Source organism: Microcoleus sp. EPA2 (genome assembly GCA_020882975.1).
Lineage (GTDB): Bacteria > Cyanobacteriota > Cyanobacteriia > Cyanobacteriales > Microcoleaceae > Microcoleus.
Map to the genome: position 1 here is coordinate 44,453 of JAHRFD010000008.1, position 26,436 is coordinate 70,888.

27 protein-coding genes and 1 riboswitch are annotated in these 26,436 nt (G+C 44.3%); of the genes, 9 read left to right on the forward strand and 18 right to left on the reverse strand.

Features of this window, described 5'->3' with window-relative positions; translation table 11 throughout:
* Positions 1-46: 46 nt before the first annotated feature.
* From AAFP14_RS09835 to AAFP14_RS09855, 5 genes are all read right to left on the reverse strand, one after another.
* Positions 47-1,090, reverse strand: a complete 1,044-nt coding sequence (locus tag AAFP14_RS09835) for a restriction endonuclease (RefSeq protein WP_341732082.1) — start codon at positions 1,088-1,090, stop codon at positions 47-49.
* A 318-nt stretch (positions 1,091-1,408) separates the two neighbouring features.
* A complete protein-coding gene (locus tag AAFP14_RS09840) occupies positions 1,409-2,251 on the reverse strand; it encodes a DUF3226 domain-containing protein (protein ID WP_341732083.1) in 843 nt (280 codons plus the stop codon).
* Positions 2,248-3,375 (reverse strand): AAA family ATPase, encoded by a 1,128-nt coding sequence (locus AAFP14_RS09845; RefSeq protein WP_341732084.1) that lies wholly within the window; start codon positions 3,373-3,375, stop codon positions 2,248-2,250. The genes AAFP14_RS09840 and AAFP14_RS09845 overlap by 4 nt, the downstream gene beginning before the upstream one ends.
* Positions 3,376-3,565: 190 nt before the next feature.
* On the reverse strand, positions 3,566-5,350 hold the full coding sequence (gene aspS, locus AAFP14_RS09850; protein ID WP_341732085.1) for an aspartate--tRNA ligase: 1,785 nt from the start codon (positions 5,348-5,350) through the stop codon (positions 3,566-3,568).
* A 155-nt stretch (positions 5,351-5,505) separates the two neighbouring features.
* Positions 5,506-6,093, reverse strand: coding sequence for a dynein light chain family protein (locus AAFP14_RS09855; protein ID WP_341732086.1), 588 nt, complete (start codon positions 6,091-6,093; stop codon positions 5,506-5,508).
* A 223-nt stretch (positions 6,094-6,316) separates the two neighbouring features.
* On the opposite strand from AAFP14_RS09855, the gene crcB reads away from it, so the two are divergent.
* From crcB to AAFP14_RS09870, 3 genes are all read left to right on the forward strand, one after another.
* Positions 6,317-6,715 (forward strand): fluoride efflux transporter CrcB, encoded by a 399-nt coding sequence (gene crcB / locus AAFP14_RS09860; protein ID WP_341732087.1) that lies wholly within the window; start codon positions 6,317-6,319, stop codon positions 6,713-6,715.
* Between the two features lie 466 nt (positions 6,716-7,181).
* On the forward strand, positions 7,182-8,579 hold the full coding sequence (mgtE, locus tag AAFP14_RS09865; RefSeq protein ID WP_341732088.1) for a magnesium transporter: 1,398 nt from the start codon (positions 7,182-7,184) through the stop codon (positions 8,577-8,579).
* Positions 8,580-8,706: 127 nt separating this feature from the next.
* A complete protein-coding gene (locus AAFP14_RS09870; RefSeq protein WP_341732089.1) occupies positions 8,707-9,618 on the forward strand; it encodes a hypothetical protein in 912 nt (303 codons plus the stop codon).
* Positions 9,619-9,885: 267 nt separating this feature from the next.
* Here the strand turns inward: AAFP14_RS09870 and fcmC are convergent, their stop codons facing one another.
* A complete protein-coding gene (gene fcmC, locus AAFP14_RS09875; protein ID WP_341732090.1) occupies positions 9,886-10,404 on the reverse strand; it encodes a filament morphology membrane protein FcmC in 519 nt (172 codons plus the stop codon).
* A 20-nt stretch (positions 10,405-10,424) separates the two neighbouring features.
* On the reverse strand, positions 10,425-11,507 hold the full coding sequence (gene fcmB / locus AAFP14_RS09880) for a filament morphology actin-like protein FcmB (protein WP_341732091.1): 1,083 nt from the start codon (positions 11,505-11,507) through the stop codon (positions 10,425-10,427).
* Between the two features lie 394 nt (positions 11,508-11,901).
* Here fcmB and ftsH2 point away from each other — a divergent pair, with 394 nt between their 5' ends.
* Both ftsH2 and AAFP14_RS09890 read left to right on the forward strand, forming a co-directional pair.
* Positions 11,902-13,791, forward strand: coding sequence for an ATP-dependent zinc metalloprotease FtsH2 (gene ftsH2 / locus AAFP14_RS09885; protein WP_341732092.1), 1,890 nt, complete (start codon positions 11,902-11,904; stop codon positions 13,789-13,791).
* Positions 13,792-14,173: 382 nt separating this feature from the next.
* Entirely contained in the window at positions 14,174-16,852 is a 2,679-nt protein-coding gene (locus AAFP14_RS09890; protein ID WP_341732093.1) for a PAS domain S-box protein, read from the forward strand.
* Between the two features lie 345 nt (positions 16,853-17,197).
* Here AAFP14_RS09890 and AAFP14_RS09895 read toward each other — a convergent pair whose 3' ends face one another.
* The 4 genes from AAFP14_RS09895 to AAFP14_RS09910 form a co-directional block, all read right to left on the reverse strand.
* Positions 17,198-17,908: a precorrin-2 C(20)-methyltransferase gene (locus AAFP14_RS09895; protein ID WP_341732094.1), complete on the reverse strand. Its 711-nt coding sequence runs from the start codon at positions 17,906-17,908 to the stop codon at positions 17,198-17,200.
* Complete coding sequence (locus AAFP14_RS09900) at positions 17,905-18,534, reverse strand: precorrin-8X methylmutase (protein ID WP_341732095.1); 630 nt, start codon at positions 18,532-18,534, stop codon at positions 17,905-17,907. The genes AAFP14_RS09895 and AAFP14_RS09900 overlap by 4 nt, the downstream gene beginning before the upstream one ends.
* A 75-nt stretch (positions 18,535-18,609) precedes the next feature.
* Positions 18,610-20,061: a precorrin-3B synthase gene (gene cobG / locus AAFP14_RS09905; RefSeq protein ID WP_341732096.1), complete on the reverse strand. Its 1,452-nt coding sequence runs from the start codon at positions 20,059-20,061 to the stop codon at positions 18,610-18,612.
* Positions 20,062-20,103: 42 nt separating this feature from the next.
* A riboswitch (adenosylcobalamin-variant (AdoCbl-variant) riboswitch) is annotated at positions 20,104-20,183 on the reverse strand.
* A 99-nt stretch (positions 20,184-20,282) separates the two neighbouring features.
* Positions 20,283-20,552 (reverse strand): hypothetical protein, encoded by a 270-nt coding sequence (locus AAFP14_RS09910; RefSeq protein WP_341732097.1) that lies wholly within the window; start codon positions 20,550-20,552, stop codon positions 20,283-20,285.
* Between the two features lie 299 nt (positions 20,553-20,851).
* On the opposite strand from AAFP14_RS09910, the gene cbiE reads away from it, so the two are divergent.
* Positions 20,852-22,063: a precorrin-6y C5,15-methyltransferase (decarboxylating) subunit CbiE gene (gene cbiE / locus AAFP14_RS09915; RefSeq protein WP_341732212.1), complete on the forward strand. Its 1,212-nt coding sequence runs from the start codon at positions 20,852-20,854 to the stop codon at positions 22,061-22,063.
* Positions 22,064-22,195: 132 nt separating this feature from the next.
* Complete coding sequence (locus tag AAFP14_RS09920; protein ID WP_341732098.1) at positions 22,196-22,570, forward strand: DUF433 domain-containing protein; 375 nt, start codon at positions 22,196-22,198, stop codon at positions 22,568-22,570.
* 32 nt (positions 22,571-22,602) lie between these two features.
* Here AAFP14_RS09920 and AAFP14_RS09925 read toward each other — a convergent pair whose 3' ends face one another.
* The 6 genes from AAFP14_RS09925 to AAFP14_RS09945 all read right to left on the reverse strand — a co-directional run bounded on the left by AAFP14_RS09925 (position 22,603) and on the right by AAFP14_RS09945 (position 24,431).
* Positions 22,603-22,827, reverse strand: coding sequence for a PIN domain-containing protein (locus tag AAFP14_RS09925; protein ID WP_341732099.1), 225 nt, complete (start codon positions 22,825-22,827; stop codon positions 22,603-22,605).
* Between the two features lie 151 nt (positions 22,828-22,978).
* Entirely contained in the window at positions 22,979-23,206 is a 228-nt protein-coding gene (gene vapB, locus AAFP14_RS09930; RefSeq protein ID WP_333148244.1) for a type II toxin-antitoxin system VapB family antitoxin, read from the reverse strand.
* Between the two features lie 73 nt (positions 23,207-23,279).
* A complete protein-coding gene (locus tag AAFP14_RS09935) occupies positions 23,280-23,576 on the reverse strand; it encodes a helix-turn-helix domain-containing protein (protein ID WP_341732100.1) in 297 nt (98 codons plus the stop codon).
* Positions 23,573-23,758: a type II toxin-antitoxin system RelE/ParE family toxin gene (locus AAFP14_RS26670; protein ID WP_472851039.1), complete on the reverse strand. Its 186-nt coding sequence runs from the start codon at positions 23,756-23,758 to the stop codon at positions 23,573-23,575. The genes AAFP14_RS09935 and AAFP14_RS26670 overlap by 4 nt, the downstream gene beginning before the upstream one ends.
* Positions 23,759-23,923, reverse strand: coding sequence for a hypothetical protein (locus AAFP14_RS09940; protein WP_341732101.1), 165 nt, complete (start codon positions 23,921-23,923; stop codon positions 23,759-23,761).
* A gap of 58 nt (positions 23,924-23,981) precedes the next feature.
* Positions 23,982-24,431, reverse strand: a complete 450-nt coding sequence (locus tag AAFP14_RS09945; RefSeq protein ID WP_341732218.1) for a hypothetical protein — start codon at positions 24,429-24,431, stop codon at positions 23,982-23,984.
* Positions 24,432-24,581: 150 nt separating this feature from the next.
* Here AAFP14_RS09945 and AAFP14_RS09950 point away from each other — a divergent pair, with 150 nt between their 5' ends.
* A complete protein-coding gene (locus AAFP14_RS09950) occupies positions 24,582-24,998 on the forward strand; it encodes a XisH family protein (RefSeq protein WP_341732102.1) in 417 nt (138 codons plus the stop codon).
* The gene (locus AAFP14_RS09955) at positions 24,986-25,318 is read left to right on the forward strand and encodes a XisI protein (protein ID WP_341732103.1); all 333 of its coding nucleotides are present in this window, start codon (positions 24,986-24,988) and stop codon (positions 25,316-25,318) included. Before AAFP14_RS09950 ends, AAFP14_RS09955 begins: the two co-directional genes overlap by 13 nt.
* Positions 25,319-25,542: 224 nt before the next feature.
* Here AAFP14_RS09955 and AAFP14_RS09960 read toward each other — a convergent pair whose 3' ends face one another.
* Positions 25,543-26,124, reverse strand: coding sequence for a type IIL restriction-modification enzyme MmeI (locus AAFP14_RS09960; protein ID WP_341732104.1), 582 nt, complete (start codon positions 26,122-26,124; stop codon positions 25,543-25,545).
* Positions 26,125-26,436 lie beyond the last annotated feature (312 nt).

Below are 26,436 nucleotides of genomic sequence, written 5' to 3' on the forward strand. Positions count from 1 at the left end.
TCAAAAAAGAGAAGCTATTATTTTTAAGTAGAGACTTAAGACCAATTCAAACATTGATATTCATTATGTTTGTAATGAACTCATTATGCAATTTAGTGAAATCACCGAAAGTGACGAGTTCATCTCTTGTTACCTCCAAAAGATCCACAAGGGGTTTTTTGTCACGGTTGAAAACGCTATCCCATAGGAAGAACATGAGTTTATTTTGTATCTGTTCAGCCGTTACAGGCTGTTTGATAAAGTAATAGCCAATTTGCTTGTCCTCAATTCCCCGAATGGAAGTGTGATGACTTTTGATAAAGCTGTTAAGGTTTTTGATTAGCTTTTGCCACTCATCCTCATCCAAAATTCCTCCTGTACCGTATGTTGCAACAGGAGGTTTAGTATCATCCCAGTTGACAAATTCCCAATCCCAACGTCGCTTGAAAGCACTGTCCATAAAGTAAATGGAATTGTCAGAGGTGTTCATAGTAGCTAGGATGGAGAGATTGGGAGGAATACGAATAATCATATTCACTAAATCAAATTTCAAAAAGTCTATTTTCTTTTGTAAAGTTTCGAGTTTAACAACTCCGTCGTGGGGCGAAAGTTTATAATCATCTATATTTCCTTTGCTATCATATCCAAACTTTGTACCTATCAGATCCAAAAGCTTTATAAATTCAATGGAAGTTATATTAATTCCATAACTTGACCAACCATTCTCATCCCTATCTAATAGCTGAAAAATTGTGCCAAAGATGGCAGACGAATTACCCCTATTTATCTCATCAATAACAAGAGCAACATTCTTGGGTTCTTGTTGTTTCTTACCATCTTTATCATGGGCATCTTTAATATTTTTATAGGCTTGGCCTAAAGCTTTTAGAAAATGACCCTCATAGTAGTTATACTCCACTTTACCCGCTCTAGTAATTGGCACGAGTTTGCCCATGAAGTCACCATAGGTGTACTCTGGATGAAATACTGTTTTAATGATATTCTCTGGACTTGTTATTCCCAAGTCATTTGGAATGATTACCTTATCGATTGTGTGGCTTTTACCGGTTCCGGGGCTACCAAAGAGGATTTTCTGAATGGGAGTTTTCACTTTCTTGGTCTACTTAAGTTACAAAATGCTGGTGAAGAGATATCAAACTACAGATGTAAGTGCCAAAACCTACTCTGAGTCGTGAGCAGCCATAGGTAAAATAGCTGAGGTCATATCCATCCTCTGGGTATAATAAACTACTTATGGAGCTCTGTCAATCTTTTTTCGGTGAGTGAGGACGAAGTATTATCGCAAAAAACCCCGGTTTCTGACTACGCGCAAACCAAAGAAACCGGGTTTTTGGGAGATTCTACGAGGTGTGACGAGTATGCTCGAAAAAACCCGGTTTCTGGCCACTCGTGCGTTCAAGATTTGCGATTAACTCACTTCCAAAAGTTGGCTTAAAAAATCAATAAAATTTGCCAAACCAGGAACCTGCTGCTGTGTCTTTTCGCTCACCCAATTATTATCAGCAATACTTGTTGTATTAGTCTTCCCCGGTTTGAGAACACTGACAACAGTAGCAACTAAAGCTTTTTCGCGATCGAAATTTTTCCACTTTAAAGATTTCCTCTCTTTTTGAGAAAATTCATCCATATCGGAAAACTCATCTAGATAAGAATCTAGATAAGAATTAGCTCTCTTCATGTACGCGGGATAAGCTATCTGTCCGCACTCACACAGCAAAGTATCCAACACACCGGGCGAAGCGTTATCTGGCAAAATATAAATTCCTGTACGCGGGCTATTAGAATTGACAACACCCGCTCGATCGGGCAAATCAGGAAAGTAGTTGCGGAATTTATTAGTATATTCTGAAACAATTTTATTGGGATTTGACTTATTATCACAATCGGTAACTATGCCAAATGCCGACAAGTTTGTTTGATACTCAGAATTATTAGATAATATATCATCTAGATTAGTAACAAGGTTGCTGCTTCCTTCACCAGCATAAATTACTACGGAGACAGTATCATTAAACAAAATAGATGGCATATCAAGACGTTTGTACAAATCTCCTTGTTTGGGATAACGGGGAATAAACTTATGCCAAAATTTGTCAAATTTACTTTCCAATTCTTTTGACATATCCAATCTTGTCAACTTATCCAATTTGTTCCACTCTTCTCGGAAATCTTTAAAACCCAAAAGCTTGAGAACCTTCCCTGTAAATGCCTGGTCGTGAGGCCCTTCTACTCCAATAATGGCGTATTTCACACGCGCACCTCCTGACCCAAATCCTCCCGCAATCTTTGCAATCTTTCCCGTTGAATTCTAACTGCTTTAGTTTGTGACTCCCCTTTCTCTAAACGATAAAGAACTAAATCAGTCTCCAAATCGCTAGCATCCAACATCGCATCAACTGTTTCCAAACTGTGGGTAGTTGCAAATAACTGCACGTCGAATCGCTGACACCACTGCACAATCCAAGCAAAGGAACTGCTAAGTGCTTCAGTATGAATTGCTGTTTCTATCTCATCAATTAGTAAAACTCCACCTCGTACTTTTGCGACTGTTAGAGCAATGAACAGCAAACGCCGAACTCCATCACCAAAAGAACTTAATGGTGAAAATCCTACTCGTTTGTGGTCAATATAGAGACTGCTACGATTCCCGCCATGCGACAGAATTTCTAAATCAATAATTCCTGAATCCATAACTTGCAGTAACTCAATCACTACGGGCTTAAAACGTTGAAAAGTAGCTTCTGATAGCAAGCCAACTTGTGACTGTTCTATGCGATGAGAAAAAGGTGTTACAGTCTCAACTGACAGCACTGCATCTGAGCGAATTCGTCGATTCGTTACACGCTCATTTTCCCAAATTTCAAAATGTTCAGATAATTCATTTGGTGAAGTTGACAGAATAGCTTTTAGCTCTATTTCTGCACCTCGCAGAATATTGTCAAACTCATTTTCGCTCTCATTTTCGTTAATATCTAGATCGTCTGACGACTGAGTTTCGTCATCTTCCGATAATTCCACTGCTTCAAATTCTTGGTAAATTGCTCTCGACTCTCTCACTGAAAACTTACCATTACCAGAAACATGAGTTTCCCCTTGATAATAAGAATCAAATTCTTCTTCTTCTTTACTTTGAGGAAATAGCCACTTAAATGCCTCCAGTCTTGGCTTACGAGAATATTTGATTTCTCGTCGCCATGATGTATTCAGCCATTCTGCCAAATCTAAGGGGCGACAATAGGTTGATATCGCCTCTAAAACACTGGTTTTGCCTGAGTTATTTCCGCCAACCAAAATGTTAATCTGACCCAAGCCCTGCAAGGTTAAATCTCGCAGGCCTCGGAACCGATGGATGGTTAAATTGTCAATGTGTTTCATAATTATTAATCATGCTACATAAGTCGATATCTATCAATAAACATATTGGGAGTTAAATAGTAAAGCACTGATTAAAACATTCATATAAAGAAACCGGATTTTTCGCAGTTTCTGGGAGGTGTGACGAGTATTCTGGAAAAAACCCGGTTTCTCGCCACCCATCCACTATTCATTGAAGCTGTTTTACTACCTATGTTTTGGCTACATAAGTCGATCGCACTTGCAACTCCTTCAACTGCTTCTCATCCACACTAGACGGCGCATTTGTCAACAAACACCCGGCTTGCTGCGTCTTGGGAAACGCCATGACATCGCGAATCGATTCCTCGCCGGCTAACAGCATCACCAACCGATCCAAACCGTAGGCTATGCCGCCGTGGGGAGGGGTTCCGTACTCAAACGCATCCAACAAAAAGCCAAACTTATTGTAAGCTTCTTCTGTGGATAAGCCGATCGCCTCAAACACCTTTTCCTGAACTTCCCGCTGGTAAATCCGCAGAGAACCGCCGCCGACTTCTGTACCGTTTAATACCAAATCGTAAGCTTGAGCTCTGGCTGTTTTCAAATCGGCAATATCGTCGGGATGCGGTGCGGTAAACGGGTGATGTAATGCTTCCAAACGCTTCTCATCGGCGTTCCATTCAAACATCGGGAAATCTGTCACCCACAGCAAATTCATCTTGTCTTTGTCGATTAATCCCAAGTCGTTACCGACGTACAAACGCAATCTATCCAAAATCTTATTGACAGTTGGCGCGTCGGCTGCTGCGAATAATAACAAATGACCCGGTTGTGCGCCGGTGCGATCGAGCAATTCCTGTTTTTGTGCTTCAGTCAAATTATCCTTAATTGCGCCGATCGTATCAATTTCGCCATTCTCCCGCACGCGGATGAAAGCCAATCCTTTCGCACCCGCTTCGGTGGCTTCTTTAAACACATCACCTTTTTTGATTCGCTCGTTAGAAAAAACCTCATTCCCGCCGGGAATCGGCAAAACTTTCACGATTCCGCCCGCAGCAATTGCACCGGAAAATACCTTAAATCCCGAATCTTTCATCAAATCGGAAACATCGACTAATTCCAAACCGAAGCGAGTATCCGGTTTATCGCTACCGTAGCGATCCATTGCTTCGGCGTAAGTCAAACGCGGGAAAGGACGAGGTAATTCCACGCCTTTCACACTTTTGAAAATATTGCAGACTAAACCTTCATTTAATTCGATTACTTCTTCCACAGACATGAAACTCATTTCCATGTCCAATTGGGTAAATTCCGGCTGTCTGTCGGCGCGCAAATCTTCATCGCGGAAGCAGCGAGCAATCTGATAATATCTGTCAAAACCAGACACCATTAATAATTGTTTGAACAACTGCGGCGACTGCGGCAAAGCATACCATTCACCGGGATTGACGCGGCTGGGAACTAAATAATCTCTGGCACCTTCGGGAGTGGCGCGAGTTAAAATCGGTGTTTCAATTTCCATGAAACCTTCAACATCTTCGAGGTGGCGGCGCATGGCTTTGACAACTTGGTGGCGAAGTTGTAAATTGCGACTCATGCGATCGCGCCGCAAGTCCAAATAGCGATATTTCAAGCGCAAATCTTCCCGCACGTTTTCAGTTTCCGCCGTCGAAACTTGAAACGGTAACTGTTTGCGCACCGCATTCAACAATTCAATTTCGTCTGCATAAATTTCTACCTCACCCGTAGCTAATTTGGGGTTGAGGGAATCGGCGGGGCGGCTGGTGACTCGCCCGGTAATTTTCACTACGTATTCGTTGCGCAAAGCCTCAGCCCCGTGATAGGAATCGGGGGTGCGTTGGGGATCGCTGACAATTTGCACGCTACCCGATCGATCGCGCAAATCCAGAAAAATCACCCCGCCATGATCGCGGCGGCGATCCACCCATCCGTAAAGGGTTACAGTTTTTCCGATGTGTTCGCTTCGCAGTTCGCCGCAGTAGTAAGTTCTCATGGTTGGGGGTTTGTGGACTAAAAATAAAGCTTTCTGATTATAGCGCTTGATGTCGAAACCTTTTGTGAACAGGCAAGAAGCCTGTTACACAAGAAAATTCAATCTTTGTCGAACAGCGATCTTGCCTGTGGCTTAAAAGGGTGCCAAATTTGAGTTTAATGCTTTTTATCAAAAAACTTGGTTAGCGCCTGGAATGCAGATTTGGACGCATCCGTCAAGCGACTGCCGATCGACTCAATTTCCCCAACCACAACGTGCCAATTTTTTTCAGTTTGTTTCTGAATTTGGTCAACAGCTTGTTCAATGCGATCGCGTTCGATAAACTTATTTTGTTCTACCGCTTCTCGCGCTTGGCGAACCGCTTTCAAATAGGCCTCGCGACTGACTTCGCCTGCATCTTGCACCTGTGATTGCGCGCGAGTTTTAATCGCATCAACCACCAGCCAATTTTTCTCTGCTTCTTTTTGAATCAGCCCCACTGCATCTGTCATTCTTTCTTTGGCGATCGTCTTATTTTTGGCTAGGGCTAACTGGGCTTTCTGCACAGCTTTTAAGTAAGCCTCACGGGTGAGATCGCCTGCTGCTTGTACCTCTGCTGCGGCGCGTTTTTTAATCGCTTCAAATAATACAGCCGTTTCTGCGATCGTTTCTTCTGTAGCGTTTGGCATCTCCTTTTTGACGATCGCAGTCGTTTCGGGAGTTACATCTATGATTGTTTCTTCGTTCATATTTGGCTCTGTCATAGGAATCATCTCCTCCTTAGCAAACGTTTGTAAAAAATCCACAACCCGCAGGTAGATTTTGGATATGTAGCGCCAGAATCAATGCTCGCCCTAAATTTGGATATGTAGCGCCTGAATTCATTGTAGCATCTAATCAGAATATTGATATCTATTGGTGATTGGTTATTTGTACTCAGTCCCCAGTCAACGGTTCCCAGTCAACGGTCCACTATCATTTATTTTTATGTGGCAAGACCCCAATTTCCGAGTTCCCATCGCCATTAGTTTCGGTGCAGTCGCAGGCGCTTTGAGTCGATATTATATCACATTATGGTTTGCCAGCCGTTTTGGTACTGCTTTTCCCTACGCAACTTTTTTGATTAACATTACTGGTTGCTTGGCTATGGGATTTTTTATTACCCTCGCATCTCAACGAGGGGCGATGATTCCTCTAGAAGTTCGGTTAATGGTAACAACGGGCTTTTTGGGTGCTTATACTACTTTTTCTACTTACGGTTTAGAGACAAATATCTTGTGGCGCGATCGTTCTTACAGCGTCGCCACTTTTTATTGGGCTGGTAGTGCCATACTCGGAGTAATTGCAGTTCAGTTAGGTATCATTCTAGGGCGATCCGGCAAATAGATAAAATCCCCTCGCAAATCCCAATCATCGACCAGGTAAAAAATTTGGCAAATAACCAATAACTAACCACCAATAATATCAAATCCGTTGAGATCAGAATTAGGATTTCTCTCTTCTCTTTCTCTGTGTCCTCTGTGTTCTCTGTGGTTTAATTATTCCGATACAACCGGAAGTGAGATCACCAATAACCAATAACCAATAAGTTGTATTAACTAACCGTTTGGTGTGGCGTCCGCTTTACCGTTTGGCACAAGAAAAATATCAATTGTTGGTTTAAGCAGTTCCAGATACAAAAAATAACACCAAGAAACATGATTTGTAGGATACATTTTGATTGAGATGGTGAGGCATCTAAAAATCAACCTGGTTTCTCATCGGTATCAGTCTGATAACTGTAACCATTGGTGTCAATAGGTTATAGACTGGATGTAGAAACGCGGGCAACACAGGTTTAGGAGGGTGGCCAGTGACCGAAAACAATTATCAATTATCTTTGCTACCGACCTACGCGCGAAAAGAATTGCGGGAATTAGTGCGATCGCAATTAAAAGCCCTGCTGGAACAAGGAGACTGGACAGGAGCAAAAGCGATTTTGCAGCCTGTGCAGGAAGCTGACATCGCTGAAGCCATCGAAGGTTTACCAGAAACTATGCAGGTAATCGCTTTTCGTTTGCTGTCAAAAGATGAGGCGATCGCAGTTTACGAATATCTCGACTCCAGCGTCCAGCAGTCGCTGTGTGAAAAATTCAAACGCCAAGAAGTCATTGACATTGTAGACAAAATGTCACCAGACGATCGCGCTAAACTATTTGACGAACTACCGGCAATATTAGTCCGTCGCCTGTTGGGTGAATTGAGCCCAACGGAACGGGAAGCGACGGCTCAACTTTTGGGTTACGAAGCTAGTACCGCCGGTCGGATCATGACCCCAGAATACATCTCTCTCAAAGAAAGCTTTACCGTCACCCAAGCTTTAGATAGAATCCGATCTTTGGCTAAGACTACAGAAACAATTTATTCTCTTTATGTCACCGATGCCGGTCGCTGTTTAACGGGTATTTTGTCCTTGCGGGATTTAGTCACTTCTCCCCTGGACAAAACTGTCGGTGAAATTATGACTCGCGAGGTGGTGTCAGTTCAAACTGGTACTGACCAAGAAGAAGTCGCTAGGCTGATCCAGCGTTATGATTTTTTGGCAGTGCCGGTAGTAGACCGGGAACAGCGTCTCGTCGGTATTATTACAGTGGATGATGCGATCGACATTTTGGAACAAGAAGCAGCCAAAGATATTTATACCTTGGGCGGTGTTCAGTCCGGCGGTGACAATTATTTTCAGACCGATTTAATCACCGTTGCTCGCAAAAGGGTAGTTTGGCTATTTGTGCTGCTCTTAACTAATACTGTTACGGGGGCAATTATTCGAGCTCAAGAAGATATTTTGCAGCAAGTTGTAGCTCTAGCAGCCTTTATTCCATTGCTCACAGGTACGGGAGGTAATGTGGGAGCCCAGTCCTCAACGGTGGTAATTCGCGGTTTGAACACCGATGAAATTACAGCCATGGGGCCGTTGAAAATAATTGTGCGCGAGGGGATGGCGGGAGCGCTGCTAGGAGCTATATTGGGGACGGTAGCCACTGTTTGGGCTTATATTCTGCAAGGGAATTTAGCAGTGGCGATGGCAGTAGGGATTAGTTTGTTGGCGATCGCAATGTTAGCGTCGATTGCAGGTTCAGCTTTGCCCTTTTTATTTCGTTCTTTGGGTTTAGACCCAGCTTTGATGTCCGCACCCTTTATCACTACCGCAGTTGATGTCCTCGGTGTCTTAATTTATTTTTCTTTAGCTCGATTAATTTTGCAGGTTTAATATATTTAAGTAGATTTAGATACATCAAAAACCCAGAGTAATTTTAAATTCAGTAATGTAGAGCCTACCAAGTATCAATTACTAATTTCTAATTCGCCATTCCCCATTCGCAATTCCCATTTAACATATGTCTTCATCCAATTCAAAAACCAAAATCCAAAATCCCAAATTGACCAATTTGTCAGAAACGGCTGAATTGTTTTTTTTGGCGGTATCTGCCGTTGGATTAGCTGCTAGTTTGGTTTTCCAGCAGAGCATTTACGCCCAAGTGCCGATCGCCATTTCGCTACTGTTGAATTTTGTGAATCGACAGAAGTTGCAGCAGCAAATTAGGATGAGTACGGCTTCAACGTTCGATCGGGTAGATCGACACGCGACAACAACCGATCGCGCGATCGAACAATTACAAATTGCCGTAAAATCCTTAGATCGAGCTCTCCCCCAAACAGCCAACGAAAATATCAATGCTCAACCGGGAGAGAACGTACATTCTTTAATTTCAGCCGTTGAAAATATGCGTCAGCGGTTAATAATTTTAGAAAAAACCATGAAAATGATTCAAACCGAGATCGAAATTACCAGCCGTCAATTCAAACAGCGGCCAGAGTTACAACAAGTCGAAACTTTAACAACAATCATTCTCGATTTGCAGCAATTTATCAACGAACTGCCGCAGTGGGGAAATTTGCAGCAACGACAGCTAACAGAACTTCAGCAACAAGTAGAAAAGGCTTTGGGTGAACTATCCCAAGAAATTGCTACTATTCCTAACCAAGTACAGGAGGCGGTAGAGCGTCACGGCGGGGAAATCAACCGCAATTTGGATTCCGGTTTAAATGGCGATCGACCTAAAAGCTATGATGTTGAAAAAATTAGACAGAAGTATCCCAGAGCTTATGTCAAGTGGAGTCGAGAAGAAGATGAGAAGTTGAAGAATGAATATGCTAGCGGTCAACAAATTGGTGAATTAGCCAAGAAATTTCAGAGACAATCAGGGGCGATTCGTTCGCGATTGCGAAAATTAGGATTAATGGAATAATAGTAATAGGGTATTGGGCATCGGTAATCGGGAATCGGGCATGGTTAGAACCTCACCAACAACTAATAACTAACAACTAATAACTCATCACCAATAACTAATAACTAATAACTCATCACCAATAACCAATAACCAATAACTCATAACAAAGCGATCGCCCTTTTTTGCAAAAGAGCGATCGCCTAGTTTATTTATTCACCACTGGCCGAAAACAGCCAGCCACTAACAGCAAATCTCAAGGTTAAAAAAAACCTTGGCTACCTCATTTTAGAAATCTTGCGGCAACAAAGAACTTAAACGATCCAACAACGGATCGGATTCCCGACGAGGAGTAACCTCAGCATCAGCAACTACATTCTTATCTGCTACAGACTCCGGCTCAACCCTGTCAGACTCTACTACTTTGGAAACTTGAGCAAAAGAAACTTCAGCAAACTTGCTATTCACACTACCCTGCAACTGCGACAACTGCGTACTCAGTTGATTCATGTGATTTTGTAGTCCTTCCAAACGGCTTAATTCCTCAGCAGAAACATTGTGCTCGAACTCAGCAAATTTGACCGCCAGTTCAGCAATACGCTGTTCCAACCGCTGAAAGCTAGGTGTAGGACCAGCCGACTCAGACACCGACAAAAACTGCCACAAAGCTTGCTTGCAGAGATTGCTGAAAGTCTGATATTTAGTCAAAGCCAGCTCTTTTTCAATAGCCGCCAGCAAAGTTTGATCGGCTGCATCTTCCGTAAACGCCACCGAGAAATTCGCCTTATTTTTTGCCCAAAGTGCCATAGGGTTCAAGCCTTAATGCGTTACTTAATGGTGGCTAGCTGAGCCTCAGCATATATAAACTGTCCCAAAGCATTGGCTTTCCGAGAAGGTTGAGCCAAGTGAGCCTTAAGATTAGCCTCTTTGAGCAAGGGTTGGAGAACTTCCCAGAAAAACTCGCCGCCCCCACCAGTCAGAACCACATCCGTCACCCGTTCTGGTAGCCACTGCACCAAACGCTCGGATAGTTCGTTAGCGAAAGTCTCGCGCAAATCCTTAATAATCGGATCTAAATTAGTTGGCTTAGTAGCTCCTCTAGGACGATATAAACGCTGGCCTTCCGGCTTATTAACCGCTTCTAGTAAAGACAGAGATTGAGCATCTGCCCCTGGAATTTTGGAGGCGACTTGTTCGTAGAACTTATTCATGGCGAAAGAATCGCTTTTAGAAGCAGCCCTAGCAAACCGGAAACGATCGACCATCAACAAATCAGTAGTTTGATGTCCGATATCGACTACAGCCACCGATAATTCTGGCAACTCCGGCGAAAACTCCTTATTGTCTTGAGCTTCGCACCAAATCAGACTGCCGAACCCTTCGGGCATCACCCAAACGTGGCTGATATTAATATCCACGCGCTCGCCCCGGTAAACCATCAGGTGCGGAGAGCGCAGTTGGCTGACTATTTCTTCCTTTTCTTTCTCAAACTGATCCTGGGAATAAAAGGGCAAGCCTAGCACAACGGCTATGTCGCCTTTCATCTGGAAATATCCAGCACAGGAAAAAACCTTAACTAAGGCATCTACTACTTTAGACTGGTCGGCACCACCGAGATTAGCGCCAAAATCCGCAGCCAGTTGGCCGATAGCGTAACCTTTGCCCTGATACTCCAGCCACATATCCAACAGAGGGTCTGTGGCTTTCGACTCAAAGCTACCGCCCCGCACCTTTTCTACTGGCATAGAAGCCACGTTGGCGGGGATAAAAATAACACCATTGGGATTGCGGCTCACGCAGGCCTTAGTTGCCGTCCGACCCAAATCAGCACTAATAATCGATTTGTGAGAAGCGATCTTAGTCTGTTGCGTCAACATAGCCGAATTAGGAACAAGCTGTCTAGTTGTCATTGAAACGTTTTACCTCACTGAGCCTCACCATTATCATGCCTTATCCCTGGACACTGCCACGCTTAAAGACAGTGGGTTTTGCCGCGATTTTTCTAACTTTACCTAGATCGGCATTCAAATCAGCACCAAACATTATATTCGGGACGATCGCCTTTTATGAATTTTAGATTTAGATTCTAGATATTACGGGCTACTCCACGGATTCATCTGGGCCCTGTTGTCGCCCGGATGCTTGATTGTCAGTTTTATTTTCCATCGTCCTGACCATACCCTGTTGCCTGAGAGGGCATTGTTAAGTTACATTTAGTTAAGATTCTGAGTGTTAAGTTTACTCCCACTCCTTCGACACCGCGATCTTACCTGATTTGTCCACAATTCTAGACCCTCATAATTTATGAAAATTTCTTGGCGAACTATACTACTTTGGACTCTACCCGCCCTAGTCATCGGATTCTTCCTGTGGCAAGGCGCTTTTGCACCCTCGCCTGCAGAAATGACCAAGAACACCGCCAGCACCCGCCTCAGCTACGGTAGATTCTTAGATTACTTAAACGCCGGTCGAGTCACCAGCGTAGACCTTTACGATGCAGGTCGGACGGCTATTGTCGAAGCTGTCGATCCCGAACTGGACAATCACGTACAGCGGTGGCGAGTGGATTTACCATCCAATGCCCCAGAATTGGTTTCCCGACTCAGAGACTCCCAAATCAGCTTCGACACTCACCCCCTGCGTAACGACAGCGCTGTCTGGGGACTCTTAGGCAATCTGGTGTTTCCTCTGCTATTAGTGGGAGGGCTGTTTTTTCTGTTCCGCCGCAACGGTGGTAACGTTCCCGGTGGCCCTGGTCAAGCGATGAATTTTGGTAAGTCCAAAGCTCGCTTTCAAATGGAAGCCAAAACAGGCGTGTTGTTTGATGATGTCGCCGGCGTTGAAGAAGCAAAAGAAGAACTCGCCGAAGTCGTCACCTTCCTGAAAAAACCAGAACGGTTCACCGCAGTGGGAGCGAAAATTCCCAAGGGTGTGCTGCTAGTTGGCCCTCCCGGAACAGGTAAAACGATGCTCGCAAAAGCGATCGCAGGGGAAGCCGGCGTACCTTTCTTCAGCATCTCCGGTTCAGAATTTGTGGAAATGTTCGTAGGTGTCGGCGCTTCCCGCGTCCGAGACTTGTTTAAGAAAGCCAAGGAAAACGCTCCTTGTATCATTTTTATTGATGAAATTGATGCCGTGGGCCGTCAGCGCGGTTCCGGTATCGGCGGCGGTAATGATGAGCGCGAACAAACCCTCAACCAGTTGCTGACGGAAATGGACGGTTTTGAGGGCAATACTGGGATTATCATCATTGCGGCCACAAACCGTCCTGATGTGCTCGACTCTGCTTTGCTGCGGCCGGGACGTTTTGACCGCCAAGTGAGCGTAGATACGCCAGATATCAAGGGCAGGTTGGAGATTTTGGGGGTACACGCACGCAACAAGAAGTTGTCGGCGGAGATTTCCTTGGAGGCGATCGCCCGTCGGACTCCTGGTTTTACCGGGGCTGATTTGGCAAACTTGCTCAACGAAGCTGCGATTTTAACTGCCCGTCGCCGGAAAGAAGCGATTACGATGCTGGAAATTGACGATGCAGTCGATCGGGTTGTGGCAGGTATGGAAGGCACTCCCTTGGTGGACAGCAAGAGCAAACGCTTAATTGCATACCATGAAATCGGTCACGCGATCGTCGGTACGGTGATTCAAGCCCACGATCCCGTGCAAAAAGTAACTTTAGTCCCTCGCGGACAAGCCCGTGGTTTAACATGGTTTATGCCTAGCGAAGACCAAGGTTTGATTTCGCGATCGCAAATTTTGGCACGGATTAGCGGTGCTTTGGGAGGCCGCGCAGCGGAAGAAGTAGTGTTCGGCGATGCCGAAGTAACCACCGGTGCGGGTAACGACTTGCAACAAGTCAGCGGTATGGCGCGCCAAATGGTGACTCGCTATGGAATGTCAGACTTGGGCCCGATCGCCTTGGAAGCTCAACAAAGTGAAATTTTCCTCGGCCGCGACTACACAGCGCGATCGGAATATTCCGAAGAAATAGCCTCTCGGATTGACGGACAAGTTCGAGCCATTGTCGATCATTGCTACAATGATGCCCGCCGAATTATTCGGGAAAATCGCACCGTAGTCGATCGCCTAGTTGATTTGTTGATTGAAAAAGAAACCATCGACGGTGAAGAATTCCGGCAAATAGTGGCTGAATACACTTTTGTCCCCGAAAAAGAACAGTACGTTCCTCAGCTTTAACTACTCGCCGGGAAGTCCCCCGCTATAAATGTACCCAGTTTAGCGGTGGGATGAAAGGCAGGGAAATTGGAGGAACGGAAATTTCCAAATCTTGCTAAGGTCTTTAGTGTAATCCTAAGCACCTAGCCAAGCATGAAAAAAATCTCAAACGCAAGCAACAAAAGCTGGGCAAAAAACAAAAAGGAACTAAATCAAGAAACGTAGTTCACACAGAATATTCAGCGCGAATATAATTCGCTCCTACAACAACGAAGTCCACTCCTAGGGGACTAAAGAAATTCAACCCGCGCCAGCGGGTTTTGTTTGTGTAAAAGCAGTTTCAACCGCCTTTGTTCCACCCATAAATTCAACCCGGTGGGAGTGGGTGTTGTTTGTGTAGAAAATGTTAGGCTGGAAAAAACTCAAGTTTGGAACTGCAAATTCACTAGCAAGTATGTGTATTCATCCCAGAAGCGACGATGAAACTCTTGACACCTGCGAAGCATTAGTAGCAGAGCAAAAATTAAAAATCCGAGAACTCGAACAGGAGTTACAGCAACAAAAAGAATTGTGCGTATATTTACGGACACAACTCCAAGCCGTCCAATATCTCTGCGGCTTGGATTCCAACACTCAATTGGATCTCGCCGAGACTCGCACCGGGTTCATCGCCTCTGTTCAAACCAGCCAGGAAATTTACCGAATTGAAGATATAGCAGCACAACAGCAGGCAGAAATAGCGCTGGGATTAATTAAAAACGATCTCAAAATTAAATATCAACAGCGTACTGAGGATTTAAAAATTGCCAACCAACTGTTGCGAGAAGAAATTATCGATCGCTGGCGCACGGAAGAAGCTTTGAGGGAAAGTCAGCAACAGCTAGAACTATTTTTTTCTCAATCTGTAGATGGCTTTTTATTTATAACGCTAGATGAACCTGTACAGTGGGATGATACAGTTGACCAAGAACAAGTCTTAGATTTTGTATTTGCTAAGGGGCGAGTAACGAAGGCAAATGATGCTTTGATAACTCAATATGGTTCTACTAGGGAAGAGTTTATTGGTCAGACGCTTAACTTTTTCTTATCCCACAACTTGGCTGATGGTAGAGAGGTTATTAGGCAATTATTTGAAGCTGGCAGAATTCATATAGAATGTGACAATCGCAAGTTGGACGGGACTCCAATTTGCGTCAAAGCTGACTATATTTGCATTTATGATACTTATGGCAGAATCGTCGGATATTTTGGCATGGAGTGCGATATTAGCGCACGCAAACAAGCAGAAGCAGCACTTAAAGAAAGCGAAGAAAGGTTTAGACAGCTAGCAGAAAATATCGAAAGTGTGTTTTGGATTAGCGATATCCCTAAAGATGAAATGATTTACGTCAGCCCTGCTTACGAAAAAATTTGGGGTAGAAAATGTGCGGAATTGTATGCTGCACCCAAGTCTTTTTTAGATCCAATTCATCCAGAAGATAAACAACGAATTGTTGGGAGTTTAGCTAAAAAAATATTGGGTGAATACGATGAAGAGTATCGATTAGTTAAACCAAATGGGGAAATTAGCTGGATTAGAGACCGCGCTTTTCCGATTACAAATGCAACGGGTGAAGTCTACCGTATAGTTGGTATTGCAGAAGATATCATGGAGCGGAAAAGAGTCCAAAAAGAACTACAAGATGCCAAGCAAATGTACCAGCAAATTCTTGATGCTATTACAGACATCATACTGGTAAAAGGACCCGAATCTCGCATTGTCTGGGCAAACAAAGCCTTTCGCGAGTATTACCAAATGGAAAATTCGGAACTGATAGGTAGGATTGACGCTGAGTTTCAAGAACCGGATTATACTCAGCAATATATCCTCGATGATTCCAGCGTATTCAACACTGGTGAAGTTCGGCAAATCTTAGAAGAACCTCTTAAAAATAGTTACGGAGAAGTCAACTATTTCGACACAATTAAATCACCTATTTTTGACACGGAAGGTAAAGTGGTAATGACCGTCGGAGTTTCTCGGAATACTACCGAACGGAAACAGGCCCAAAAAGCTCTCCGGGAAAGTGAAGAACGCTTCCGTCAGCTAGCAGAAAATATCCAAGATTCCTTCTGGCTAGTTTCTGTTGAGTTGACTGATATTTTGTATGTGAGTCCAGCTTACGAACAAATCTGGGGGCGCACCCGCGAAGATTTGTTCGCCCATAACTACAATTGGATAGATTGGGTGCATCCTGAAGACCAAAACCTGTTGTATCAATCATTTGGGCGAATCGTGGCCGGCGAATCTACTAGCACTGAATATAGGATTTTACGTCCAGACGGCACAACTTGTTGGGTGTGCGATCGAGCTTTTCCAATTTACAATGAGTCGGGGAAACTGTATCGCGTGGCTGGTATTTGCGAAGATATCAGCGAGCGCAAATTGGCCGAGTCGCGCCTCCAAGGAACACTGCGGGAAAAAGAAGTATTGCTCAAGGAGATTCACCACAGAGTCAAAAATAATATGCAGGTAATTTCGAGTTTGCTAGAACTTCAAGCTCAATACATTGATGATGAAGCGACGCTATTTTTATTTGCAGAAAGCCAGAGTAGGATTCATTCCATGGCTTTGATTCACGAACAACTTTATCAATCTGATAATCTGGCTCGGATCGACATTCAAAATTACGTAGAAAACTTGGTTGCTAATTTGTTTCAATCTTTTGGTTTGTGCAACGATTCGATCCAAATAAATCTGAATATAGAGCCAATTTATTTAAATATAGAGACAGCAATTCCTTGCGGATTGATTATTAACGAACTGGTGTCTAATTCTTTAAAATATGCTTTCATTCCCACTTGCCAAGGTGAAATCACAATTAATTTTTTAGAAATTGTACCAACTGAATTTCACTTGAGTATTCAAGACAATGGTCGAGGATTTCCCCCAGGATTTGATGTAGAAAATACTGAAACCCTAGGATTGCGATTGGTTAAAATGTTGGCCCAGCAATTAGATGGAGAAATTACAATTGACAGTCAGTGTGGAATCTGTTACAATATTTTGTTTAAAGAATTGAGTTATAGGCGACGCATTTAAAATAATATGAATCTCCTAAAAATTGGGGTTGTAGAAGACGAAGTGATGGTAGCTCAAGATATAGCAGGTAGATTAAAAAAACTCGGAGATCATATCGTTTCCGGTTGTATTGGAATGATTTAACCTTACTAGAACACTCTTGACACAGAGTCCGAGAATAGAGATCTGAATAATTCAGATGCTACCGGATTTGATATCCAGTAATAGCTTTGGAGAGGCATGAAATCGAAATGAAGATGCAGCAACCTCTGAAAGCTTAGGAAGCAGTCAGAGAAGCTGTGCTAGAAAAAGGCGTTGCGAAAACCACTATATTTCCATTGCCGGCGCCGAATCACAAGGGATAATTTAAGAGACGGATTTTTGCTGGCTAGGTATCATCACCAGAGCCCAATAGGGAACTTCTGCCGGATCGACATCTGCGATCGCCCGAATGCGCTGATTTGGCATAGTTGCTCGTTCAATATATAATGCTCGATCGAACTGTCCCAACTCAATCAACACATCCTTGACTTTGGCAAAGTGGCGGCCTAGCTTAATAATCACAGCAGCATCAACCAGCGCCAGTCGATCGCGCAAAACAGAAGCATCGAGAGTCGCAGGCATAATACTTAACACATCATTGCGGTAAGTAAGCGGCACTCCCAAGGCACTTGCACTCGCCATTGTCGAAGAAATTCCCGGCACAACTTCCGTCGTAAATCTTCCCGACAAACGATTAAATAGATACATAAAACTGCCGTAGAGAAAAGGTTCCCCCTCACATAGCACCGCCACATCTCGTCCTTGATCCAGATGGACTGCAATTTTCTCGGCCGCAATATCATAATAAGGTTGAGACGATCGCGTCGGACTAAAAGGCAGTGGCATCGGAATTTCTATTTGCTCTGGTAGTAAATAATCCGCGACGATCGCCCGCGCCAACACCTTACCATTTTCCATGGCCGGATAAGCAATCACCGGGACCGATCGCAAAATCCGATAAGCCTTCAAAGTAATCAACTCAGGATCGCCAGGACCAATACCCAAACCGTACAATTTACCAGTAGTCTTAGTCATAATTCATCCTTTTTCGCTAACGCATTCACGGCCGCCGTTGCCATTGCACTGCCGCCACGTCGCCCGTGTACAGTAATAAATGGCACTCCCCGACTGTTAGCAGCGAGTTCCGCTTTAGATTCGGCCGCCCCCACAAATCCTACTGGGAAACCCAGAATTAAACTTGGTTTGGGAGCTCCATCATCTAACATTTCCAGCAGTCGGAACAAAGCAGTTGGGGCATTACCAATAGCCACTACCGCCCCCTCTAAGTGATTTAGCCACAAATCAAGGGCTGCGGCCGATCGGGTATTTCCGATTTGTAACGCTAATTCGGGAACTTCGGGATGCCAGAGGGTGCAAATTACCGCATTGTCGGCCAGGAGGCGTTTGCGGGTGATGCCTTCGGCTACCATGCGGGAATCGCAGAGGATGGGCCTGCCGGTGGCGAGGGCGTTGCGCCCAGCGGTAGCGGCACCGGGGGAGGCTGCTAAGTCTGCGACAATATCTGTCATGCCGCAACTGTGGATTAAGCGCACTGCGACGGATTCTAAGTCGGGCGGCAAGTTTGACAAGTCTGCTTCGGCGCGAATTGTGGCGAAGGATTTGGTGTAGATTTCTGTTCCGTCTTTAATATAATCAAGCATTATTTAAAACTGGATTTTTTTGAATGAACCGCGAAGGCGCTAAGGGCGCGAAGGAAGAAAGATCGAGAGAGGGATTCATTTTTGATTTTGTTTTTTGGGGTTAAGCAATTGCTGTAATTTGTCGATCGCACTTCGATCTACAAATTCGCCCAAGGATTCGTCTGGCGATCGCCATCGCTGGTATATTTGCAGCAATTTGTTTGTAAAACTTGCAATCTCTGCAACTCTTACGCCCTGGAAAATTTTCCGCCCAAAAGGTGAGTCTGTTGTACCTGAGTAAATGTCGTAACCTGCGATGGTTTCGTTTTGTTGTTTTATCTGAATTCCCACTAACGTTATGTCCATGGGAGAATGTTGGGCGCAGGATTTTTCGCAACCGCTGAAATGAATGTTAATTGGGCGATCGATCTGCAATTTTTGGGCTAAATCCTTGACTATTGCTAGGGCGTGGCTTTGGGTATCTGTCATCGCCGATGCACAGCCAGTGTTGCCGGCACAAGCAACTAAGCATGAGTCTAGATTGGTTGCGGATGAGTGCAATCCCAAACGGGCGATCGACTTTTCGAGTTCGTAAATTCTCTGGTTGGGGATGTCATACATCAACAGATTTTGCCAAGGCGTGAGCCTGAGAGTGCCTCCGCCGAAGTTTTGGGCTAAATTTGCCAAATCTCGCAGTTGTTGCGATTTTAGCCTACCTAATGGCAGCGCAATTCCGATGTAGGAGAAACCGGATTGTTGTTGGGGGTGAATGCCGAGATGTTGGTAATTGGCTAGGGCTTTTTCAGACGGAGCGATCGAGCTTTGCTGCAATACAAAGGGTAAATTATCCTGTATATGTTCGAGATATTTTTCCACACCCCAATCTGCCAGCAGGTGACGCAAACGCGGTTTTTTTCCCTCTATTCGAGGCTGATTTTTTGTGTATTGAAGATAAACGCTAGCGATGGCTGCTAATACTGAAATACATTGCGATTCTTGAATTATAATCCCTGTGTCACCGTTTAAATACAGCCGAAGCACGATTTCTGAATCAGCAGATCGCCTTTCGGCTGCTAATAAAATATCGTTGCGAATAGCGCGGATCGAAACCGATTCTCCGCCGTCAAAACCGACACTGAATTTAGGCGAAAGTTCCGACAATTCGGGATGGGTTTGCAGATAATTATCCCAATCTGTAACTAGGGGGCGAGTATCGAGTAACGATTGGCGATCTATACCCGCTGTTGGACTGGCCATGATATTGCGAATCGGGTCAATTTCAACTAAGCGAGATGCTAATCCCAATGTTTGTAAATCCTGCCAAACTTCAGCAGAAATTGCCGAGTTCAAGTTTCGGATTTGCAAATTCGCGCGATTTGTTACTTGCACGTAGCCCGTACCGTATCGATCGACTAAATCCGCGATCGCCACACACTGCGCGACATTTAAAATTCCGCCCGGAATCCGCATCCTCGATAATATTCCGTCTCTGGCGCGGGAACCGGAAAATAAGCCCGGACAAGTCGGTAATTCACTCAAACTTAACAAAGAAACTCCTCCCCGTGCGACGCAGGGAATCTAAAGTAAACTCCTGAAATCGGCATTCTGGCTTTGACAGTTGCGGCACAGCGCCGGAATTACACCGGACTTTCCCGCTTTCAGGTTTAAGAACTTTATCACAGTTTTGCCCCCCAAAACCAAAACGCTCAATTTTCTTAACAAATTCCCCCTCACACAATTGCCTTGAGTAATGAAAAATCTTCTAGTTTTCAATCAGGTTCGGTAGGGGAGTTAAAACAAAAACAAACTAATGACAAACAAAAGGTAGCCACAGGTAAAATATCTCCAAACAACATTGTATCTTGTTGATATTCCGTCGGCTGAGTTTCTCCCTCGATATTTCTAGGAGTTAAAATTTGTTCGAGAGAGTTCACATTATGAGAATTAGTGAAGGCTGGCAATTCATCGGATTTAACTGGAGAGGTGATGCTGAGAGTAGTCCAGAAAAACATTAAGGTTAAAATATTTAGGTATTTCATAGTAAAGACCCCGTTGTAAGTAATATAAATAAAAGGCTGAACGTTTTAGGTGTTTTGTTTGCCTATACTGGAACTTTAGGGAAAAAGACGAATTACTAAACAACTAAAAGTGTCACTTTTTCTATGTGGCTTGTATTTGGTTACTTACCTAAATGCTGAAACGGCTGGAAAGCTTGTATCAAGGAAGTTTCCAACCAGGCGATTTAGTTTTTAGCTGTAGTCAATTAGTCAACTGGCTGTTGTCCAATATGCTGGAAATAGATTCATGCTGAGTGGCAAAAATTGCAGGAGTAGGGCTGATGGTAGACAAATGGCTTTCGGTGGTAGGAATCGGCGAAGACGGATTATCGGGATTGAGCGCGATCGCCCGTACCCTGCTCGATCGATCTAAAATCATTGTCGGTGGCGCCCGTCACCTCGCCATGCTACCCACCGACGACACCAGGGAAAAATTGCTCTGGGCTTCACCACTACAAACAACAGTTGACAGCATCATCAGCCGTCGCCCAGAGTCTGTTTGTGTACTCGCCAGTGGCGATCCGATGTGTCACGGGATTGGTGTCACGCTGTCGCGCCGGATTCCCATTTCGGAAATGACTGTAATTCCCGCTGCATCGGCTTTTAGTTTGATGTGCGCCCGTCTGGGTTGGGCTTTGGCGGAGGTTGAGACTTTCAGTTTGACAAACCGCCCAGTAGCCGCAATCGCCCTTTCTCTATATCCGGGGGCGCGATTGTTAGTTTTAAGTGCCGATCGACAGACTCCGGGAAAGGTTGCCGAATTGTTGACAGAGCGGGGGTTTGGTAGCAGTTTGATGACGGTGTTCGAGCGGATGGGAGCGGCTTCGGAACGGCGGATTGAGGGGGTAGCAGCAGCCTGGAATCTGCCGGATTTGGCTGATTTGAATGCGATCGCCATTGTAGTTGCAGCCGATCGCGAAACTCTTATCCTCCCCCGCACCTCTGGTTTGGCGGATGGTGCCTATCTCCACGATGGACAACTTACTAAGCGGGAGATTCGAGCTGTTACTCTGTCAACCTTAGCGCCAATTCCGGGTGAGTTGCTGTGGGATGTGGGTGCTGGTTGTGGTTCGATCGCCATTGAATGGATGCGGAGTCATCGGGGTTGTCGGGCGATCGCGATCGAGCGCCATCCCACTCGACTGCAATACATTGCTGAAAATGCCTCTAATTTTGGTGTTTCGGAACTTCAAATTGTGGCGGGAGAGGCGCCGGATGCTTTGGCTTCTTTGCCTCAACCGGATGCTATTTTCATCGGTGGTGGTGTCACCGCAGAAGCTTTACTCGAAACCTGTTGGAATGCTTTGGGTGAGGGTGGCCGATTAGTTGTGAATGCGGTGACTATTGAGAGTGAGTTGAAGGTTTTGCAATGGCATTCTTTACATGGCGGGGAGTTAATTAGAATTGGGATTCAGCGGGTTGGGGCGATCGGTTCTTTTCAGGGTTGGAAGCCGCTTGCACCGATTACTCAGTGGGCGGTTGTTAAGGCGTAATTCCGATGATTAAATAGGAATATTTAACCGCAGAGTGCGCAGAGAACACAGAGGAAGAGATGAGAGAGATGAATCATTATAAGTTAGCGATTCAACAAGATATTATTGTGCAGCTTTTGGCACAGTTGACGGTTGACTATCAAAACAGTAAATCAGAATGTCACCCGCAATCCTGAAGTTTTGCAGGGGGAACCGATTATTGCAGACACTCAAGTTACGGTACGGGATATTGTGGTGTTTTGGAAATCAGGAATAAAGCCTGAAGAAATCCCACAGAAGTTACTGCAACTGGTGACGGCGGATCAAGTGTTTGATGCGATTAGCTTTTATCTGGACAATCAGCCAGAAATTGACGCTCGGATTGCTTGGTACGAGGCGCGTCCGATGTTGAATATTTCACCTCTTTTGAGATGTAATCCGTTGTTGAATGAAGTCACGGAATATGTTCAAACCTATCGCCACGATCGAAATGCCGATATCGATTTTCCTGAGTCTGAGACCCTATGACTCAATATATTCTCGATACCGACCATATCACACTACTGCAACACTCTAATCCACTCATATTGCAACGTTTTGAAACTCTCCATACCAGCGATGTTGCTGAGGCAATTTCCTATTTTGATGGCAATTTCCCAAAGACTGGCAATACTCAAATAGACTCTATCGGCGGATTCCATCTGCTCTTTCAATGCAACTGATAGGTTAGGAGCATTTTCTGAAAACCAAATAAAAGTGTGAGTATCGAGGAGCAATGCACTCATTCCATATCAGGGCTGTTTCATTTTCAGGTAAATCATCGTTTTGTAGGGGCGGTGCCCCCGTGCCCGCCCTTCCCGCCCACGATTTTATGCGTGTTTCAGAGATTGGGGCAACCACGGGGGGATTGCCCCTACAAGAGAATGAAATGGCCCTTCATTCCATATACTCCTGGAAATCCTCTAATGGTGCATCAAAATCATCAGCAAGCGGTAAGACAAACGTGCCTTTCATCATCCCAGCTTGACGTTTCTTTTGAGGAGGATTTACGGCAACTTCGTTATTTGCATATTTTGCAGCCAAGAATTCTACATAGTGCAAAACTTCCTGTTTCAGGGAATCTGGTAATTTGACTAAGGTTTCTAGGATTGTGGTTTCTAGCATTAGATCGCCTCTTGCTGGATCAGCTCATGATAACAAGCCCAAAGCAAAACTTACCGATCGCTCTAATCTCGATCTAAGCTACCTTGGGACAAATTTCGATTTTGACAGTCATGCCTACTCGATCGAGCATTACAATCAAAGTATCAACCGAGAATTGCCCAATTTTACCTTGAGTTAGAGCTTTGATTTGGTCCTTGGACTGTTTGAGATGTTGAGCTGTTTGCTCGATCGTCCAACGGTGATGTTTAATCTGATGAAGCAGGGCGAGCATAAGTTGCGATCTGATTAGTAAGTTATCAGCTTCTTCTGCTGAAAATCCCAGATCGAGAAAGATATTATCGGTCGCTTGGGTAATAGTATTTTCGCTCATGGTTCTGGTTCTCTTGAATTTAAACGACTTTGTAACAACTGTTGGTAGCGTTTCTGTCCAATTTCGATATTTTTTTTGGCTGTCTTCTGAGTTTTCTTTTGGAAAGCATGGAGAACATAAATAGCTTCTTCAAATCTAGCAATATAGAATACCCGATAGGCATCTTCTGTCCGAATCCGAATTTATTCAACGCCTTTGCCTACGATCGACATGGGTTTAAAGTCTGATGGTTGTATGCCCTGCTGAAGTGTCCAAAGTGCAAAACCAGCTTCTTTTCGGGCATCGTCAGGAAGAGATTGGATTTCTTCGCGGGTAGCGCCAACCCACCGAATCGGTTTGATGGTCATCGGGTTTGTTGAGAATTCAATACTATCACAATTGTAAGGGCGATCGCCTTAAAACCCGCTAGCTGAAGCTACAAGTTTTTGCAATTACATCAAGTTGGGAGATACCAATATTGCACGCTACCTTCAGTATGACTGAGCAAAATCCCCAAATCTTCCAAGCTTTCCAAACAGTCCAAAATGACTTTTTGTTTGCGATTTGATATCCCATTGCGATTGCTTCTTCTTTAGTTAAGATAAAACCTGCTCCATGAAGCTTAACACCCGTAGAGCTTAGGTTTGAATTTGCTTTCAAAATACAAGCTGAAGCAAAGTTTACGCTGGATGTTAAATTGCTAAAAATTTCTCCAACATTACGCCACTGAATTTCGAGCTGTTCTGTAATATCCTCTGAGGCTTCTGCTTTACCTTCATCTATTACGATTCCTATATGATTAATTCTATGAGTCTTAGAAGTTTTCAATCCAGCACTGGTCATTTGCTCCCATTTCGGTGGGGAAATTTTCAGCATAATCTGATTCAAATTCCGACCAAGGAATTAGTTGGGCCATTTTTACCCAACGGTTTGCGCCGCTAACCGAGAACATGACTTTCAGATGAATAGCGTATATACTTGAAATACAACTATCCAAGAGATTAAACACAACGAGTCAGTACAGCCATGTCTGCTAAAGATGCCTTTCACGATGTCGTTAAAACAGCTCTCCAAAAAGATGGATGGCAGATTACTCACGATCCATACACTTTACAGGCAGGAACTCTAGAACTTTACATCGACTTGGGTGCCGAAAAGGTGGTGGCGGCCGAAAAAGACGGACAGAAAATTGCCGTAGAAATTAAAAGCTTTATTGGCCCGTCCAAAATTTCCCAGTTTTACACAGCTTTAGGACAATTTATTAGTTATCGAGCAGCTTTGCAACAACAAGAAACTGACCGCCTTTTATACCTAGCAGTACCCAGCAATGTCTACGATAGTTTTTTTACAATGGGGTTTATTCAGTCTTTAGTTCAACAAAATCAAATTCATTTAATTGTTTACGATATAGAGCAGGAGGCGATCGCACAATGGCAAATGTAGACCTTTACAGGCAACACATCCAAAATCTGCTCTCCCAACACGCCAGTCTTGTTTGGGATGAGCGAATTCAGGCTCAAACTATCTTTGATACCGAGCGCGACCATTATCAATTAGTATATGTGGGCTGGCGCAATCAGCGGCGAATTTATGGCCCAGTTTTGCACCTGGATATTATGGACAATAAAATTTGGATTCAGCAGGATGGAACCGAGGTAGGTATTGCCAACGAACTTGTAGAATTAGGAGTTCCTAAGCAAGACATTATACTTGGCTTTGACCCGCCTAATATGCGAGAATTAAGTGAATTTGCAATCGGATAAATTACGTTTAAGTGTTAAAAAATTTAGCTTTTTTGAAGGCTAATTTTTTAATACAGGACCGCTTTCGTCAGCTTGTATAATTTTTGCCACTGGGTGTTATATTTCGTACTTAGGGCTTACTGATTATTAAAAGCTATAACTGGGCAAGTTATAGTCAACAAAAAGTTATGTCTCGCCGAGCTTGAATTGCCCATCAAGTGCGATCGCGATTTTTCCTAACTTATTCAGCAAGCCCTAAATATATCGACAAACAAATCGAAAACATCTGGCTTTCGCAACTCGGCTAATCCAATTTCTCGCCGCGCCCCATAGCCGCCGTAATCGCCGCTAAAACCCATCCACAATTCAAAATGATCGCCAATATCACAAGTTAACAAAAACGGCGGTTTGTTGCTGAGATTTCGCGTATAGGCGATCGCCTGTACAAACGCTTTTTCCATCTCTCGCAAATAGGTATTGGTTCCCCGTTTTGCAGTTCCTTTTTTACTTGTAGTTCCGCCCTGTTTAGCCTCGATTAAAAAATGCTCGACTTTGTGAAAATCGATAAACCCCGGAGTTACTTTCCCGCTGGGGTGAAAAATTTTGACATCTTTATCAAAGCAGTAGGGATCGTTGGGAATTCTGCCTTTATCAAAAGGGCGATCGACTCCCAGTGCATCGCACATTTCCGCAAAAAATAACTGGTAGTTTGCGCGTTCGTTACCGCTAGAACCTGTCCAGCGCGTGATGAATGTTTCGACTCTGGTGCGATCGGCTTCATTCATGTTTCCATCCTGCTGCTGCTGATTTTTCCTAGGACTTATCATATCAAATCTGGTAGCACGACCTATGATATAGAGGACACTCCAAGAGCCCAAAGCGTGTCAACTTAAGGTACAACCGATAGTCCAACCGGGGTTGAAACCCAGGGCTGTTTCATTCTCAAACAAATCATCGTTTTGTAGGGGTAGTGGATGGTGCGTGCCTACCCTCCTCATCCACGATTTTGTAGGTGTTTCAGGCATCAGGGCAACCACGGGGGGATTGCCCCTACAAGAGAATGAAACAACCGGGGTTGAAACCCCTGTCTCAAAGCTCAAGTCCTCTCTCTCTTGACTGAAGAACTCATTAGTCCTCTT